Genomic DNA, 15,707 nt, shown 5'->3' with positions numbered 1-15,707 from the left:
CCAGGGCGATGCGGTCGAGGTCCAGGCGACCGGCCGGCGGGCCGGTGGAGTGAGGCGCCGCGATCCGGCGGTGTGGGTGGTTCGTCGGCTGCGGTCATGCGCCGGGCCGGCGCAGTTCGCGATCCCCGCCCCACAGGGCGCGGACCAGGCGGTCGGTCGTGTCGCGGCCGAAGTAGCGCACCGCCATGGTGTTGGCGGGGTCGCGCTCGGCGATGTTGCGTCGGATGGCCAGGTCCCGGGCGGCGAGTCCGGGGCGCTCGTCGCGGGGCACCCGCGGTGCCTCGTCCACCCAGCCGAGCCAGCGGTCGACGTGTGCGTGGGTGAGTCGGGACACCAGGTCGATGTGTTCGGCGGTGGTGGGCATCGAGTAGCAGTAGGCGGTGGGCGACAGGCTCGTGCGGATGAATCCGGCGCGGCTGGTGAACCAGCTCAGTTGCCCGTATTCGTCGCGGACCTCGAGCCATTCGTCCTCGAGGGGTGCGTAGTAGCGGTCGAAATAGTCGCCGTCGGCGACGAGTTGGGTGCGCGGGAGGAAGTCGAGGTAGAACCAGCCCTGGGGCCAGACCAGCAGGGCGATGCCCAGGTGGGGGACGCGGATGTGGGGTCCGAGCCAGACGGTCAGGTGCAGGTTGGCGAAACCCTTGGTCGGGTTGCCGAGCCAGGAGTGGACCATCCAGTCGACGTAGGGGCCGCTGTACGCGGCGATGCTGCCGCCGGGTCCGTCGGGGTGGGTCCCGTAGGTTTCCAGGTCGAGGGTGGAGGGGTCGCGGACGAGGGTGAAGCGGGCATCGATCTTGGCCTTGAGGTCGTCCAGGAGTGCTTTCCAGACCAGGAACGTCTCGGTCACGTCCACGACGGGTGAGTCGTCCAGCATGTCCTCGACGCGGCGTACGGTCTCGGGTGTCATCGCGGTCCTTTCTCGACCTGTGGAGGTTGCGCGTGCGCCGGCCGGGTCACCAGCGCGTCCAGGAGATGCCGGGGACGGCCGTCGACGAGGTCGGTGCCGCGGGAGACGAGGCGGTTCGCGGCGAGCGCGGGCCGGATCTCGGCGGTCGTGGCGCGGCCGGCCTGGGCGGTGACCAGGGGGTGGCTGATCCGGCCGGTGAACGGGCCCTGCCAGGTGGTCCACAGGGTGAAGTCGGGTGACAGGGTGAAGATCCCGCCCGGTGGTGTCGGCAGGGCGGGGGTCTCGCGTCCGGCGGCGACGAGGTTGATGCGGTTCTCGGCGGCGCGTTCGGGCAGGCCGAGGGTGAACTCCCAGGACTGCGTGGGCGCGTGGGGTGCGGCGACGACCTCGGCGCCGCCGATCGCGGCCAGGCGGGCGGCCTCCGGGTACAGCAGGTCGTCTCCGACCAACACCGCGAGTCGGCCGAAGGGAAGGTCGACCACGGTGAGCGTGTCGCCCGGCTCGCGGGTGGTCCACGACCGGTGCCGGGCGCTGCGGTGCAGTCGGGGCTGGATGTGCACGATCCCTCGGGGCCCGACGACGTAGCCCAGGTGTGCGTCGCCTTCGGGCGAGGGAAGGCTGAGCACCGCGTGGGTGCGTCCCCCGTGCAGCGCCCGCGCGACGGCGGTGCGGGTGTCGGCCGCGAGCGCGACGGCGCGGTCGATGCGCGGGAACGGGGGTGCGTGGGTTGGGGCTTCGTCGAGCGGAGGGCCCGGGAAGGGGAAGAGTTCGGGAAGGACGACCAGGTCGATCCCGTCGGCGACGGCTTCGCGCAGCAGGGCGGCGGCGTCGGCCACCGCGTCGGGTCCGGTGCCCGCCGGGTGCACGATGCGCGCGAGCGTGCGGTCGGCGCCGACGGCGCGGGGCCGGCGGGTGGCGGTGTTGACGAGCGGGCGGTACACGTGCGGTCGACGGGAGGCGAACAGGTCGGTGCCGTCGGGACGGATCTTGTCGTCGGCGAGGGAGGTGTCGATGTCGGCGACGATCACCGCTTCGCCGGTGGCGGGCGAGCGGGCCACCACGGTGCCGTCCGGTGCCACGATCTGGCTCTCGCCGGCACCGTGGAGGCGGTCCAAGGGGATGCCGAGTCCGGCGGCGACGGCGGCGGCCACGTCGGCGGGGACCAGTGCGCCGACCTTGTTGGCGGCGATCACCCATACGCGGTTCTCCGCGGCGCGTACGGGCACGTGCAGCGACGCCTCGTCGGTGGCGAAGGAGTTGAGGCTGTTCAGGAGCAGTCGGGCTCCGCGCACGGCGAGGCAGCGGGCGGGTTCGGTGATGACGCCTTCCATGCAGGCGTACAGGCCCACGGGCCCCCAGGGGGTGGGCACGACGGGTGACGGCGTGAGTGCGGGGTCGAGGAAGTCGTTCTCCGAGCCCATGAGGATCTGCTTGTCGGCGAGCGCGAGGACGCTGCCGTCCGGTCCGTGCAGAACACCGGTTCCGCAGGTGCGGCCGTCCGGGTGGGCGTAGGTCACGCCGGTCTTCACGTAGACGCCGTGGCGTGCGGCGCGCTCGGCGAGCGCGGTGAGGAACGCGTCTCCTTCGCGGCAGGCCAGTCGCCGGGCGGCGGCTCGATCGGGATACCAGGACAGGTGGTTGCAGAACTCCGGGAGCACGACGATCCGTGCGCCCCGTCCGGCGGCCTCGTCGATGGCGCGCAAACAGGCGGTCAGGTTCTCCGCCCGGTCCGTGCCCACCGCGAACTGCGCTGCCGCAACGGTGACCGTGGATGCCGTGCCGTGCTCGTGCATGGAGCCCCCTGGCAGCGTCCCGAACCGGATCAAGCCGGTTCCTCTAGCGGAACAGTGTTTCCCAAACATACACTCGCGGTCCTCGGCGCAACAGATCGCCGAGGATTTCGAGGGGGTATCGCGATGATCGTCCACACCGTCCTGATGCGGTTCGCCGACCCGTGTGACGCCGAAGCCGCCCAAGAGCTCCTCACGGACATGGCGAAGCGCATCGAGCACATCGAGTCGATGACCGTCGGCGTGGACGGCTCGGTCGGCGAGGGCACGAACGCGCCGGCGCCGCGATTCCACCTGCGGATGACCACCGTGCACCGCTCGGCGCGGGCACTGGCGGCCTATCGGGACGATCCGGCGCATCGCGTCGTCGCGGCGTGGCTGCACCCGCGGTTGACCGACCGCGCGGTGGTCGACGAGCAGGGTTGAACCGCCCTCGGGTGGCCGGGTCACGCCTGTGTCGGCGGGTACGCGTTCGCCGGCGCGCCGGCGCCCCCGGGGCGGAACGCCGCGGCGGCGTGCACGACGCACGCCTGGGTGTACTCGGCCAGGCCCTCGTCGCCGTACTCGCGGCCGTGGCCGCTGCGTTTGACCCCGCCGAACGGCACCGACAGCGCGAGACCGGTGCGATTGTGCGTGTTGACGAAGACGAACCCCGCCTCGAGACGGCGAGCGAACGCGAACGCCCGGTCCTCGTCCGCGCTCCACACCGACGCCGCCAACCCCAGGTCGCCCGCGTTGGCCCGCGCGAGGACCTCGTCCTGCGTGTCGTAGGCCAGCACCGGAACGGTGGGACCGAACTGCTCCTCGGCCACCACCGGTGCCCCGTCCTCGACCCCCGTCAGCAGGGTGGGGGCGACGAAGTAGCCCGCGTCCGGATCCGCGTCCGGATGCGCCCGGCCCAGCGGGAGGGCCTGGGCACCGCGTCCACGCGCATCGCGGACCAGGGCCCGGACCCGATCGCGGGCGGCCGCGGTGGCCACCGGACCCAGCGTCACACCGGGCGTCAGCGGATCGCCGAGCACCAGCGTGCGCCGCGCGGCGTCGACGTACTCCTCGGTGAACTCCGCGAGCCGGGACCGGGGCACGTACAGGCGCTTGGCGGCCATACAGACTTGGCCGGACGTGGCGAAGCTCGCCATGACCAGCCGGTCGAAGTCCGCAGGGGCGAGCACGGCGTCGTCGAGCAGGACCACGGGGTCGTTGCCGCCCAGTTCCATCAGGGTCGGCGTGAGCGCGCCGGCGGCCGCCCGACCGACCGCGCGCCCGGCCTCGCCGCCACCGGTGAACGCGACCTTGGCGACCAAGGCGTGCGAGACCAGACGCGCGGTGGTGGCTGCGCCGCCGTGCAGCACGGCCACCGTGTCCGAGGGCAGGTGGCGCGCGACGAGTCCGACCCACCGGTCCACGACCGACGGTGCCAGCGGCGAGGGTTTCACCAGCACGGCGTTGCCCGCGACCAGCGCCGGGGCGACCTTGAGGGCGGCGAGCACGACGGGCGCGTTCCACGGGGTGACCGCCGCCACCACCCCGTAGGGGGCGCGGCGCACGAGCAGGCGCCCCGCGGCGTCGTCGCGGAGCGTGTCCGCGAGGACGGCCGGCGCGCGGTCGGCGTACCACCGCAACACCGCCGCCGCGAAGGCCAGTTCGCCGTTCGCGTCGGCTAGGACCTTGCCGCTCTCCCGGCTGAGCAGCACGGCGAGCGCGCCGTGCTCGACCTCGACGGCGTCCGCCGCACGCCGCAGCGCCGCGCAGCGGTCCGCGACGGGGACGTGCCGCCAGCGGCGCCAGGCGTCGTACGCCCGGTGGGCCGCTGCGTCCACCGCCGCGGCGTCGGCGGTGGTGACCCGGGAGACGATCTCCCGGTATCGCGCCGGGTTCTCCCGCACGATCTCCTCGCCCGGAACGGGTTTCACGCCGAGTCCCGCAACGACGCGATCATGGACGTGCGCAGGAGGTGGGCGCGAGCGCGTTTCGGGTCGGCGGCCAAGGCGCGCAATTCGGCGCGGTGCGCGGCGCGGCGCAGCGGATCGGTGGTGCGCAGCCGTTCCCGGTTGCGGTGCGCGCTCTCCCCCACGAACCGGGCCGCGATGGTGTGGCGATTGTCGGCCGCCTCGTCCACCACGGTCTCCGGTGCGCCCTCCAGCAGCCGGGTCAGGGCCGATGTCAGGGCGACGGCGTCGTGGATTCCGCTGTTCATGCCCAGACCTCCCAGGGGATTGTTGACGTGGGCGGCGTCGCCCGCGAAAAGGGTGCGGCCCGCGCGGAAGCGGGGCACGAGGCGTTGGTGGACCCGATACACGCTGGTCTCCACGACGTGCCAATCGCGGCCCGGGTCCGCCACGCCGCGCAGGCGTTCCCGGATCCATGCCGGATCCGGCTGCGTCCGGTCCTCGTGCGCGGTCCCGGGGAGCGGGACGAGCACCCGCCAGTGGTCCGGGGTGCGCAGCAGGACGAGCCATTCCACCGGGTCCATGACGTAGCTGACGAAGGCCAGGTCGGGCAGCGCGCGGGTGAGGTCCTCGTCGACCGAGACCACCAGGAACCGCTCCGGATAGGTGCTGCCCTCGAACGGCAGGCGCAGCGAGCGCCGGACGGCGGAGTGCGCGCCGTCGGCGGCGATCAGCCAGTCGGCGTGCTCGCGTGTGCCGTCGGCCAGGTGGATCTCCATGCCGCCGGGCACGGGGTGGGCCTCGGTGACGCGCTGTTCGAAGCGCACGTCGGTGCCGGGGAGTCGGCCCAGCGCGTCGAGCAGCAGCGGGGTGAGTTTGCTCTGCTCGCATTGCAGCCGGTAAGGGTATGGCGTGTCGTCGGCGAGCAGGCTCAAGTCGAGGTCGGCGACCACTCCCTCGGTGCGGTCGCGGTATTGGAACACCGGTGCCACCAGGCCGCGTTCGTGCAGCTCGTCGGCGATGCCCAGGTCGGACAGCATCTCCAGGGTCGGCGGGTGGAACGTGGATGCGCGCGATTGGGCGGACAGCGTCGGTCCGGCCTCCAGGACCGTGACGGGTATACCGCGTCGCGCCAGCGCGAGTGCGGCGGTGAGTCCCACGGGGCCGGCCCCGGCCACCACGATCGGCTTCACGCCCGGCCTCCGGTGGTCGGGCCGCGCCGGTGCAGGGCATGGGCTTGCTCGACGCCGACGACCTGGGCGCCGGTGAAGAACAGCAGGGTCTCGTCGGTGCCTTCGTCGCCCAGCCCCGACAGACCCCAGGCCGGACGCGGGGTGTCCGGGTGCAGGCTCAGCACGCTGGAGCCGTTGACCTTGGTCTCTCCGGTGCGGATCGCCCGCGCCGCGGACAGCGCCCATTCCTCGTCGGTGCCCCACACGTAGCCCTCGAGTCCGTGGGGTCCCGCGTCGGCCAGCGCGATGCCTTGCGCCGTCGACGCGCGGTCGGCCGGTCCCGTGCACGCGTAGGTGTGGACGGTGGCGACCGGTCCGAAGATCTCCTCCAGCGCGGCCTCGGACGGCACGCCGGTGATCAGCGTCGGCGCCAGGTGGTTGCCGTGTGTGGGCACCTTGGTCCAGGTGTGCGCGGTCCCGCCGAGGTCGGTCAGCCGCGTCACGGCGCCGCGGACGCGGTCGCGGTGCGTGCTGTGCACGAGCGGCCCGAAGTCGGTGTCCGCGTCGAGCGGGGCGCCGACCCGCAGGGCCGCGAGTTCGTCGCCGACGGCGCGCATGAGGGCGTCGTGCAGGTGGGCGGGCACGATCAGGCGGCCCAGGGCCCGGCACCACTGGCCGTTGAGCGTCGTCAACAGGTCGACGGTCGCGCGGGCGGCGGATTCGACGTCGGCGTCCGGCATGATCAAGAGCGGGTTGCAGCCGCCCAGTTCGAGTTGGGCGGGGACCAGGCGGGCCGCGCACGCCGCGGCGACGCTGCGGCCGCCGACCGATCCCCCGGTGAAGGACACCGCGGCAACGCGCACGTCCCGCGACAGCGCGGCGCCGGTGCGCGCGTCGCCGTGCAGCAGTTGGAACGTCGCGGGCGGAGCGCCGCGGTCGGCGAGCACACCGGCCAGCACCTCGGCGAGCAACTGCGTGCCGTACGGCGCGAACTCGCTCGGTTTCAACACCACGGGGCAGCCCGCGGCGAGCGCGCCGGCGCTCTTGTGCGCGGCCATCGGCGCGGGCGCGTTCCACGGCACCAGGCACAGGGCCGGCCCCCGGGGTCTGCGGTGGATTTCGACGGCGCGCCCGTCGGGCCTGGTGCGTTCGCCGTGGAGCACGCCCGCGCGCAGGCGGGCTGCGGCCAGACGGAAGGATCCCGTGACGATCATGCCCAGCGGCGCGGCCTGGGTGATCGGCACGCCGGTGGCGAACGACTCCAGTGCTGTGATCTCGGCCGACGCCGACTCCAACGCGTCGGCGACTGCGTCCAGGACGTCCGCTCGCGCCTCGTCGGGCGCCCACTCCCCGGTCGAGGCGAGTGCGGCGGCCGCGGCGAGCGCGTCCTCGATGCGCTCGGGGCTGCTGCCGCGGGCCGGACGCAGCGGGTGTCCGGTGGCCGGGTCCTCCAACACGAGGTCGAGGTCGCCGACGCAGGCGCGCCAGGCCCCGGCGACCAGGTCACGGGTGGGGGCGGGACCCCAGGCGGCGTCGGGTGTGCCGGGGCCGGGGCGGGTCACGGGGCGACCACCGCGAACAGGTCGTTCTCCAGAGCGGTGGTCACCATCTGTGCCGCCTCCAGGCGTCCGCGTTCGGCGGGGAAGGTCATCACCAGGCCCATGGCCAGATCGCGGAAGGTGCGGCCGACGACGCCGTCCAGGGTGGCGCCGGAGGTCCCGCACGCCTTGAGCGCGCCGAGCGCGACCGCGAACGCGGACTCGCAGACGGTTCCCTTGCCGAGCCGCCACTGGCGGTGTTCCTCGGCCTTCGTGCGCAGCGGGGGTTCGGACGTTTCCAGGTCGAGTTGGCGGCGCACCCACAGGTAGGCGGTCTCCAGGTGCTGCGTCATGTCGCCGATGATCACCTGGTGCATGGGGCTGGAGGCGACCGGGCGGCCGGTGTCGGCGAAGGTCTTGGTCGTGGTGCGGCGCAGCGCCTCGTCGTAGACGCTTTGGGCGGCGCCCACATATACGGCCGAGATGGCGAGTTGGTTGCCGACGAAGCTCCCGCGGCTGACGCGGAGCATGCGGCTGAACGCACCGGGGACGGTGAGGGCTTCGTCGGCGGGGACGAACGCCTCACGCAGGACGATGCCGTGGTTGGCGCAGCCGCGCATGCCCAGGCCGTTCCACGCGGGTCGGGCGGTGACGCCCGGGGTGTCGCGGGGTACCAGGAACAGGGCGAGACCGTCTGCGGTGTCGTCGCCGGCGATGCGCGCGGTGACCAAGTAGGTGTCGGCCACGCCGGTCGCGCAGCCGAAGGATTTCTCGCCGTCCAGGTGCCAGCCGCCGTCGACGGGGCGGGCGGTGGTGGCGATGGCGATGTTGGCGCCGGCGCTCTTGGCGGATTCGCTCGCGAAGTTGGCCAGCCAGGTGCCGCCGGCCATGCGCGTGAGGATCTTCTCGGCGAACGCCGCGACGAGGGGTGCCTCGTCGTCGGTGAACAGGTTTGCGGCGACGGCTTCGAGCGGGAGCAGGCCGCGGGAGGCGCTGGTGTTGTGGAAGAAGAACGCGAGGGCGGTGGAGGGGCAGGCGGTGCCCATCGCGAAGGTCGCCGCGGCCAGATCGCGCAGGGTCCCGCCCAGGCCGCCGTAGGCGCGCGGCACCACCAGGCCGAGCAGTCCCGCCTCACGCACCAGGTCGACGTGGCCCGGGGGGAAGCTGCCGTCGGCGTCGGCGCGGGCGGCCGCGTCGCGCAGGGCGGGCAGGACGTTCTCGACGCGCGTGGCGCGTTCGCGTTCGTCCGCGGACAGCCGGTCGAGCAGGCGTTCCGCGGTCAGGCTCGCGCGGGCGGGCCGTGCGGCGCGGGTGGGAGCCGCCTTCGCTTGGGGCATCGTGGATCGGTCTCCTTCGATGGGCGGTATGGGAGGGTGCGGCGCGGTCAGCAGGCCGTTCGATAGGTACGGGAGGGCAGTTCCGCTCCCCACAGGCGTTCCAGGTCGGCGGCGGCCTCCAGGACGGCGGTGCGGTCCGCGGGGCCGGGGATGCCGAGGCGGTCGGCCAGGTAGAGCAGGTCCTCCGGGGGAAGCCGGCCGTCGATGCCGCCGAGTGTGGTGTCGAACAGGTGGATGCCGCTCTTCATCGCGGTCAGGGCGTTCGCCAACCCCAGACCGTGCTGTTCGCGCAGCCCCACGCGCACGCCCGTCGATCCGGCTCGCGGGCAGACGTCCAGCGTGAGGTCGCGCACGGCTCGCGGCGACGCGGGGTGCTCGCCCTCGTCCAGGCACACCTCCCGGCAGCCCAGCCGGGCGGCCAGCGCGAGAGCGGAACACACCGACGTTCGGGCCGCGGGGGCGAAGGCGTCGTCCACGCGCAGGGCGACGTCCAGGCCGCGTGTTCGCGCGGCCTCGACGATGCGCGGCAGGTCGCGGTGCGGATCCCGGGACGCTCCCGGACCGCGCACGGGCACCTCCACGAGGGCGGCGCCGCGTCCGGCGGCGTGAGCCGCCTGCGCGGCCGTGGTGACGTGCACGGAGCTCGTCCGGGTACCGCCGGGACTCTCTCCCGGTCCGGCCGCGGATCGGGCGAACGGGTCGCGACCCAGGCGGACCCGGACGCCGGCGCCGGCCAGCGCGTCGGTCACGCGCGCGACGTCGGCTTCGGCGACCGCGCGGCCCGCGAGTGCCCGGGCCACACCCACGTCGGCCAGTTCGATCCGAGGGGGCAGTTGCTCTGCCAACTGCCCCCAGTCCCTGGAGTGGTAGAGCAGCGGCGGGACGCTTCGCGGCATCCCGCACGCCTGGACGCGGCCGACGAAGATCGTGTGATCGCCGCCGGGGTAGGCGTGCTCGACCGTGCAGTCGAGCCAGGCCACACAGTCGCCCAGGACCGGCGCCCCGGTCGCGGCGCTCGACCAGCCCGAGCCCGCGAAGCGGTCCGCCACCTCGGGCTCCATGCCGGCGAACCGGCGCCCGAGGTGGACCTGGTCACGGCCGAGGAAGCTGATCGCGAACCGCCCGCTGTCGCTGATCAACCGGTGGGTGCGCAGCCGGGTGTCCAGGCACACCGACGCCAGCGGCGGGTCCAGACTCACGCCGGTCACCGACCCGGCCGTCATCCCGTGGCGCACCCCGCCGGCGAGTGTGGTCACCAGGGCGACCCCGGTGGGCCACCGGGCGAACACCCCTTTCAGATCGGGTACTTCGACGTGCTGCACATCGTCCCCCGAAGTCGTGTCGCGCACCCCGCCCGCGACGGCCACTACGTTTCACTGATGGAAACATTGTTTCCTTTGAACGTAACGAGGCGCACGCGAACTTGTCAACGAGCAGCCCCCGTCGAGCTCGCGTAGGAATCGAATCAGGCCGCACCCTTGACGAACCGACTCGCGCCGCCCATCAATATGCGTAGAGGAAACGTCGTTCGCCCAGATGGAACATGAGTACCGGCGTCGTTTCCCGCGTTCCGCACACGCCCCGCCGCCCACCGCGGCCCGCCTCACCACCATCGGAGCACCCGTGAGCGTCAACGCACGGTTCCGCACCCGCCCCCTGGGCGCCCTCGCCCTCACCGCCGTCACCGTGGCAACCGCCGTGGCCATCGCCCCCCGGGCGTCCGCCGACACCCCCGCCGCCACCAAGGTCGGCAACAGCGTCGAGGTACGCTGCGCCGCCTTCACCTATCACCGCGACAGCGACTGGTACCTCCCCGCCGGCACCCCCCGGGGCCTGGTCTGGCTCCAGCACGGCTTCAGCCGCGCCAACGACCAACTGACCGACCTGGCGAACCGGTACGCGCAGGCCGGCTTCGTCGTGTTCGCCCCCACCCTCCCCTCCGCCGACCTCTTCGGCTGCACCGTCTCAAACCTCGGCAACAACACCGCCTTCCTCAACAACGTCACCGACCTGTTCGGCAAGTCGTCCGACCCCAACGACAAACTCGGACGCAGCTTCACCGACGCGAAGAACCGCGCCGGACGCCCCGACCTCGCCCTGCCACAAAGACTCGTCTTCGCCGGCCACTCCGCCGGCGGCGAGGCCGTCGCATACGCCGCGAACCGGCTGCGCACCACCTACCCGGCCGCGTTCGCCCGCCTCACCGGTCTGGTCCTGCTCGACCCCGTCAACTCCCTCACCGGCCTGAACATGGCCAACGCGCTCAACGGCCTGGCCCCCACCGCGCTTCCCATGCTGGCGATCTCCTCCCCGCCCTACACCGCCAACGGCAACGCGTCGGGCACCGTGGAACTGACCACCGACGTACACCGACCCTTCCTCGGCGTACGCCTGACGACCGGATCGCACTGCGACGCCGAAGGCGCCACCACCGACCGCCTGTGCACCCTCCTCAACGGCACCCCCCAGGCCCCCAACGTCACCGCGCTGCAGACGTTCGCCACCCGCTGGGCCATCGACTTCGCCGACGGCACCCACACCGCCTCCCACTACCCGGGCGGCACTCACTACGAGAGCCTGCGCAGCGCCGGATCGATCCAGACCCTCTCCGGCACCTGACCACACGCCCGCCCCAACGGCCGGCGCCGACCACATGGCGCCGGCCGACCAACGTGGCCGGCACACCCGCCGAGCGACCGCATCCGGCACCCGACCACCGGCCACTACGCCACGGCACGCAGACGCCTGATCGATCGCGACCGGTGCCCACCATCTCGACGAAGAGCCGCCCCGAGCGGTGTTCTCACCGGTCGACGTGCAACTCCCCGCCGTCCCCCCGGCACGCCGGACCGTCGGCTGTCACCGAACTCCGACGCCGCCGGCGAGGCGTCCGCTCGCGTCGGCGCCGTGCGGGTTCGATCGGTCGGCCGGGGGTGACGGTCGCCGTGACGCCCGCGCGCCTCCTGGTAGCGGGCAGAGCGGTGTCGGGACTTGCGCTTCTCTTGCCCGGGGCCGGACTTCGGCGCGTTCCAGCCGGCTGATCCTGGCGGCTGATTCGCGGATGTCTACCACCGGCGTCCCACGTGTTCATGCCGCGTCCCACGCGCGATTCGCGCGGGGCCGCCTACAGGAGCAGCGCGGCCGATACGGGCGCGTGCGGCGTGCTCACGGCACCACCGCGGGTACACGGAGGGCAACCAGAGTCGGTGTCGCGTAGGCGACGCCGCGCGGATTCCACATCCTGTCCACGTCGCGAACGCACGCGATGCGGGGGGGTATTTGTCGTTGGGCAAGGATTGCCGTCCACGAGTGCTCCGATGAGCACCGCGTCCGGGTGGGTGATGGTGGAGTGGTGCGTGGCGGTGACCAGGACACACACGGCGGGGGTCCCGGCGAGCTGGGCGGGCAAGGCGGTCGTCCGTTTCGTGCGTGGGACGCCAAGGCGGTTCTGGAGCGGCGGCGCGGTCTCGTTCTACCGCGCCTTTCGAGGCGGCCGTCAGCCGCGTGGTGCTGCTGTACGGGTGTCGGGTCGGTGGTATCAGGGGATTCCGCGGGCGGCGTGGACCCGGGCCAGGGCCGTGCTCAGGGCGTACTCGGGCCGTGTGGGGCAAAGTTCGAGGCCGCGGGTGAGGGTGGCGACGATACTCAGGACGCGTGTCGGGCGGCGGGTCATGTGGCGTTGGGTGTCAATGGGCGCCGGCGCCCGCGGAGGCAGCGCCAGGCAGGTGGCCAGGACCGTCAAGGTATCCATGGCCCACAGCCGCAGGGCCTCGCGCAGCGCCGCCGGCCGGTGGTGACCAGGAGGAAGGGGCCCGGTGTCCGCGGTCAGCCAGGAGCGGACGGCGCCGGTGACCGCGACGACGGTGTCGGGGGGCGCGGCGCTGCCCGATGAGAAGCTGGGTCAGCCGGCTGATCAGCAGAGCAGTGTCCGCCTCGGGAGCGGCGAAGTGCGGTCGGGGGCTGCTGGTCCAGGTGCCATCGAGGCCCATGACCGGGCGGTCGCAGTCCAGGTTCCCGTGGACCAGGACCCGCCGGCCCTCGTAATCGTCCGGGCGGCGTTCGTCCAGGACCACCGAGAGGTGGTCGATCGTGTCGAGGAGGGCTTGGCGGTCCTTGGCACGGGTCCGCCCGGTGCCGATGTCGTCCAGCCATGCGGGGTCCACCCCGCGCCAAAGCGAGTGGAACTCGCCCTCGACGCCGAAGCGGCTGCTCGACGCGGGCACGGGCACCGTCTTGGCGAGGCCCGGGTCGCGGGTGGCGGTCAGAGCGGTCCACAGGTGTTCCAGGAGTGCTGTCCTTGGGCACGTGCGCGGGCCTGGTCGTGGCCGGATCCCCGTCGTCGTCAGCCCGGGCGGCACGCGAACTGGCTGGGTGGTCGGCTGCGTGTGCTGCGGGAGGGAAGTGGACTCTCCGGCCGGGCGTTTGCCGAGAGGGTCGGGTGGCGGAGGGCTTCGCCGATATCGGCGATCGAGAAGGGACGGCCGACGATCACGCCGCGCCATGTGAAGTTGTGGTGTTCGGTGTGCGGAGCAGACAACGCGATACGCCGGGAGTTGCTTGCTGAACAGGCCGCGGTGGCGGGGATGTGGGTTACGTGCGCGCGGCTGAACGAGGGAGGGTTGGCGGCGACAACGTCGTCCCGGTGCGCCGCATCACGCAGGATCACCGAGGTGATCCGCCCACCCCCGCGGCCTGGTGAACAGTTGGGATATCGGGTCGGGGTCGGGCCCGGCGAACGCGGCCCTCGTGCAGTGCGAACGCAAGCGGCGTTGACAGGGGCAAAAGCCCAGGTCAGCGCCTCTTGCAGGTTTAGAGCACTTACCGGTTGGAAGAGGCCCCGAAAACCTCTTGGGGACCATTTGGGTACCAGCCTGGGTCCAAATGCACCTGAAGCGCCTCCGAAGCACGGGTCACCAATCGCAGTTCGGGATGCAAATACCGCTGCGTCGACAGCGATCCGTGCCCGGCGATCTTCCGGAGAACATGCACGGGGACCCCGGCATCGGCCATCCACATCAGTCCGGTGTGCCGCAGCCCGTGCCTGAGCAGGAACTCGTAGCCCTGCGCGGCGACAACCTCATCCCAGTGGGTGGCGTCCCGCAGGATCGCCGTCGTGATCCGCCCTCCGCGCGGCCCGGTGAACAACCGCGTCATCGGATCGGGATTGGGCCCGGCAAGCGCGATCCTGTAGAGCACGAGCGGACGGACCTGCGGGATGATCGGCTCCCAGCGTCTTCGTTTGCCCATGGTGCCCTTGTCCACGAGACTCCCGGGCGACGTGGTGGTCTGGCGGCTCGAAGGGAGGCTCGTCGTTCAACTTCTTCTCGCCGGTGTGGTGGTTCACCGTGCATCTGAATCCCAACGAGACCTCATGGCTGGCGTGGGCGAGCGGAACGATCTTCAACGCCCTGTGGTACGCGGGCGGCAAGTGGAAGTGGGTTGCTCGCATCCTCGGGCGAGTTCTGACCATCCTGGAGATCTACCTGTTCTACATCTGGGCCACGGCGGCTTACGCTTCGAGTCGCGGGAACTGCGTTGCGATTCAGGTGTCCGGGGCCAAATGGCCATGGTCGAACGGAATCAGGTTCGTCGTTCCACCGTACTTGTGGTCGGAAAGGTGCCGTGGATGACAGTGGAACCGGAAAATCGCTCCCGCAAGTTGTGGCTGATCTGGGGGCCGATATCAGCCGTCGCGTTGGCAATTGCGGTGCTCCTGGCGTCAAATGGGAGCTGGGGGCTGAGTGCGCTGATGGCTTTCACCTCGGCAAGCGTCGCTCTGGGCTGCTACCGACAGGCCAGAGCCGACCAGTAACAACGCGAGAACATTGAGGCAGCGGATCCGTCGTGTCGTTAGTGACGCCGATCGTCAGCCGACAGAGCGAGCTACAACCAATGCTTGGCCTGCTCGCCCCGCCCGCTTCTTCGCCGAGTTCGAGGCGCCGCTCCCATGTCCGGCGATCCGTGGCGTAGTTGGCGCATCCGCCCAGGAGCAAGTCCCACACGGGGCATTGTTCGGGGCGTCGGGCCGATCCCGGAGAAACAGCGACCGGCGCCGCGGGCCCGGGTCGTCGGTAGCGGACAGCGGATAGCGGATAGCGGATAGCGGAGGGTGCAGGTCGGTCGCGGTCCGGTGTCACGGGCGTACGCTCTCGGGCCCGGTCAGCGCCTGGTGGGCGCCTGGTGGGCGATGCGGGTCAAGTGGCCTGCGTAGTAGGGTTCGTACCGGGCCCACATGCCAGGACTGCCGCCCTCGAGTGTTGTTATCGGTGTGTCAGCGGTTCTCGCGTGCGGCTTGCTCGATCAGGCGCTCGACAACATCCGGGTTGTTGATCATGACGACGTGGGACGCGCTCGGCACCTCGACGACGCGCTTCGCGCCGGCACGCTGATACTCCCACCGCTCGACGGCCGCGGGGATCGCCTTGTCGTGTCCGGCGACCACGCCGTACGACGGGATAGTGCGCCAGGCCGCGGGGCCGGACTGCTCGCCGAAGGCGGAGACCACGAATGGCCGCTGCTCGGCGGCCATCAGCTGGGTCTCCTTCATCGAGACGTCGGCGGCGAAGACCTCGGGCTCCCGGCGCCTCTCGGCCCGACCGCCGCCGAACCCCCGCTCGGCCGCACGCCCGTCGGCCGACGCTTGCAGCTGACCTTCGCCCGGCGGATCGACGCACTCCCCGCCGACACCCGCGCCCACCTGCTCCTCTCGGCGCTCGACGGGACCGGCGAACTGTTCCCCGCGATCTCGGCCGGCTACCTCGAACCGGCCGAACGCGCCCGCCTGATCCGCATCCACCCGGTCACCCGCAGCATCATGTTCCGGCATCCCCTCACTCGTTCCGCCGTCGTCGAATTGTCGACCGAAGAACAACGGCGCGAAGCACACCGGCAGCCGGCGGGACGGCACCCGGCCGACTCCGAACGGCGCGCATGGCATCTCGCGCAGGCGGCGTCGGCGCCGGACGAACAGATCGCGCAGCTACTGGAGGAAGCCGCACTGAAAATCAAAGGGCGCGGCGACCCGGCCGGCGCCATCGGCCTACTCCTACGCGCCGCCGAGCTGAGCCCGGAGCC

Annotated in this window: 12 protein-coding genes and 1 pseudogene; 3 read left to right on the top strand and 10 right to left on the bottom strand. The window is 72.1% G+C overall.

What is annotated here, in order from left to right:
* Window positions 1-94: 94 nt before the first annotated feature.
* Together ACZOOI_RS26360 and ACZOOI_RS26355 are read right to left on the bottom strand one after the other, a co-directional pair.
* The gene (locus ACZOOI_RS26360; RefSeq protein WP_465278168.1) at window positions 95-907 is read right to left on the bottom strand and encodes a hypothetical protein; all 813 of its coding nucleotides are present in this window, start codon (window positions 905-907) and stop codon (window positions 95-97) included.
* Window positions 904-2,700, bottom strand: coding sequence for a carbon-nitrogen hydrolase family protein (locus ACZOOI_RS26355; protein WP_465278167.1), 1,797 nt, complete (start codon window positions 2,698-2,700; stop codon window positions 904-906). The genes ACZOOI_RS26360 and ACZOOI_RS26355 overlap by 4 nt, the downstream gene beginning before the upstream one ends.
* Window positions 2,701-2,823: 123 nt before the next feature.
* Here ACZOOI_RS26355 and ACZOOI_RS26350 point away from each other — a divergent pair, with 123 nt between their 5' ends.
* Window positions 2,824-3,123, top strand: coding sequence for a Dabb family protein (locus tag ACZOOI_RS26350; protein ID WP_465278166.1), 300 nt, complete (start codon window positions 2,824-2,826; stop codon window positions 3,121-3,123).
* 20 nt (window positions 3,124-3,143) lie between these two features.
* Here ACZOOI_RS26350 and ACZOOI_RS26345 read toward each other — a convergent pair whose 3' ends face one another.
* From ACZOOI_RS26345 to ACZOOI_RS26325, 5 genes are read right to left on the bottom strand one after another with little or no spacing between them, the layout of a single operon-like run.
* A complete protein-coding gene (locus ACZOOI_RS26345; RefSeq protein WP_465278165.1) occupies window positions 3,144-4,610 on the bottom strand; it encodes an aldehyde dehydrogenase family protein in 1,467 nt (488 codons plus the stop codon).
* Window positions 4,607-5,779, bottom strand: coding sequence for an FAD-dependent oxidoreductase (locus ACZOOI_RS26340; RefSeq protein ID WP_465278164.1), 1,173 nt, complete (start codon window positions 5,777-5,779; stop codon window positions 4,607-4,609). The genes ACZOOI_RS26345 and ACZOOI_RS26340 overlap by 4 nt, the downstream gene beginning before the upstream one ends.
* The gene (locus ACZOOI_RS26335) at window positions 5,776-7,320 is read right to left on the bottom strand and encodes an aldehyde dehydrogenase family protein (protein WP_465278163.1); all 1,545 of its coding nucleotides are present in this window, start codon (window positions 7,318-7,320) and stop codon (window positions 5,776-5,778) included. The genes ACZOOI_RS26340 and ACZOOI_RS26335 overlap by 4 nt, the downstream gene beginning before the upstream one ends.
* Window positions 7,317-8,633 (bottom strand): acyl-CoA dehydrogenase family protein, encoded by a 1,317-nt coding sequence (locus ACZOOI_RS26330; protein WP_465278162.1) that lies wholly within the window; start codon window positions 8,631-8,633, stop codon window positions 7,317-7,319. Before ACZOOI_RS26330 ends, ACZOOI_RS26335 begins: the two co-directional genes overlap by 4 nt.
* 47 nt (window positions 8,634-8,680) lie before the next feature.
* Window positions 8,681-9,955 (bottom strand): flavin reductase, encoded by a 1,275-nt coding sequence (locus tag ACZOOI_RS26325; RefSeq protein WP_465278161.1) that lies wholly within the window; start codon window positions 9,953-9,955, stop codon window positions 8,681-8,683.
* A gap of 301 nt (window positions 9,956-10,256) precedes the next feature.
* On the opposite strand from ACZOOI_RS26325, the gene ACZOOI_RS26320 reads away from it, so the two are divergent.
* Window positions 10,257-11,252, top strand: a complete 996-nt coding sequence (locus ACZOOI_RS26320) for an alpha/beta hydrolase (RefSeq protein WP_465278160.1) — start codon at window positions 10,257-10,259, stop codon at window positions 11,250-11,252.
* Window positions 11,253-12,171: 919 nt separating this feature from the next.
* Here the strand turns inward: ACZOOI_RS26320 and ACZOOI_RS26315 are convergent.
* Entirely contained in the window at window positions 12,172-12,384 is a 213-nt protein-coding gene (locus ACZOOI_RS26315; RefSeq protein WP_465278159.1) for a hypothetical protein, read from the bottom strand.
* Window positions 12,385-12,448: 64 nt separating this feature from the next.
* Between ACZOOI_RS26315 and ACZOOI_RS26310 the strand changes: the two are divergent.
* Window positions 12,449-13,129 (top strand): annotated as a pseudogene (locus ACZOOI_RS26310) (helix-turn-helix domain-containing protein); the annotation flags it as partial.
* Window positions 13,130-13,451: 322 nt separating this feature from the next.
* Here the strand turns inward: ACZOOI_RS26310 and ACZOOI_RS26305 are convergent.
* Together ACZOOI_RS26305 and ACZOOI_RS26300 are read right to left on the bottom strand one after the other, a co-directional pair.
* Window positions 13,452-13,895 (bottom strand): tyrosine-type recombinase/integrase, encoded by a 444-nt coding sequence (locus ACZOOI_RS26305; protein ID WP_465278158.1) that lies wholly within the window; start codon window positions 13,893-13,895, stop codon window positions 13,452-13,454.
* A gap of 1,009 nt (window positions 13,896-14,904) precedes the next feature.
* Window positions 14,905-15,459, bottom strand: coding sequence for an alpha/beta hydrolase (locus ACZOOI_RS26300; RefSeq protein WP_465278157.1), 555 nt, complete (start codon window positions 15,457-15,459; stop codon window positions 14,905-14,907).
* Window positions 15,460-15,707: the final 248 nt, after the last annotated feature.

The organism is Embleya sp. L77 (assembly GCF_055557415.1).
This window is presented reverse-complemented; position numbering and strand designations above follow the sequence as displayed.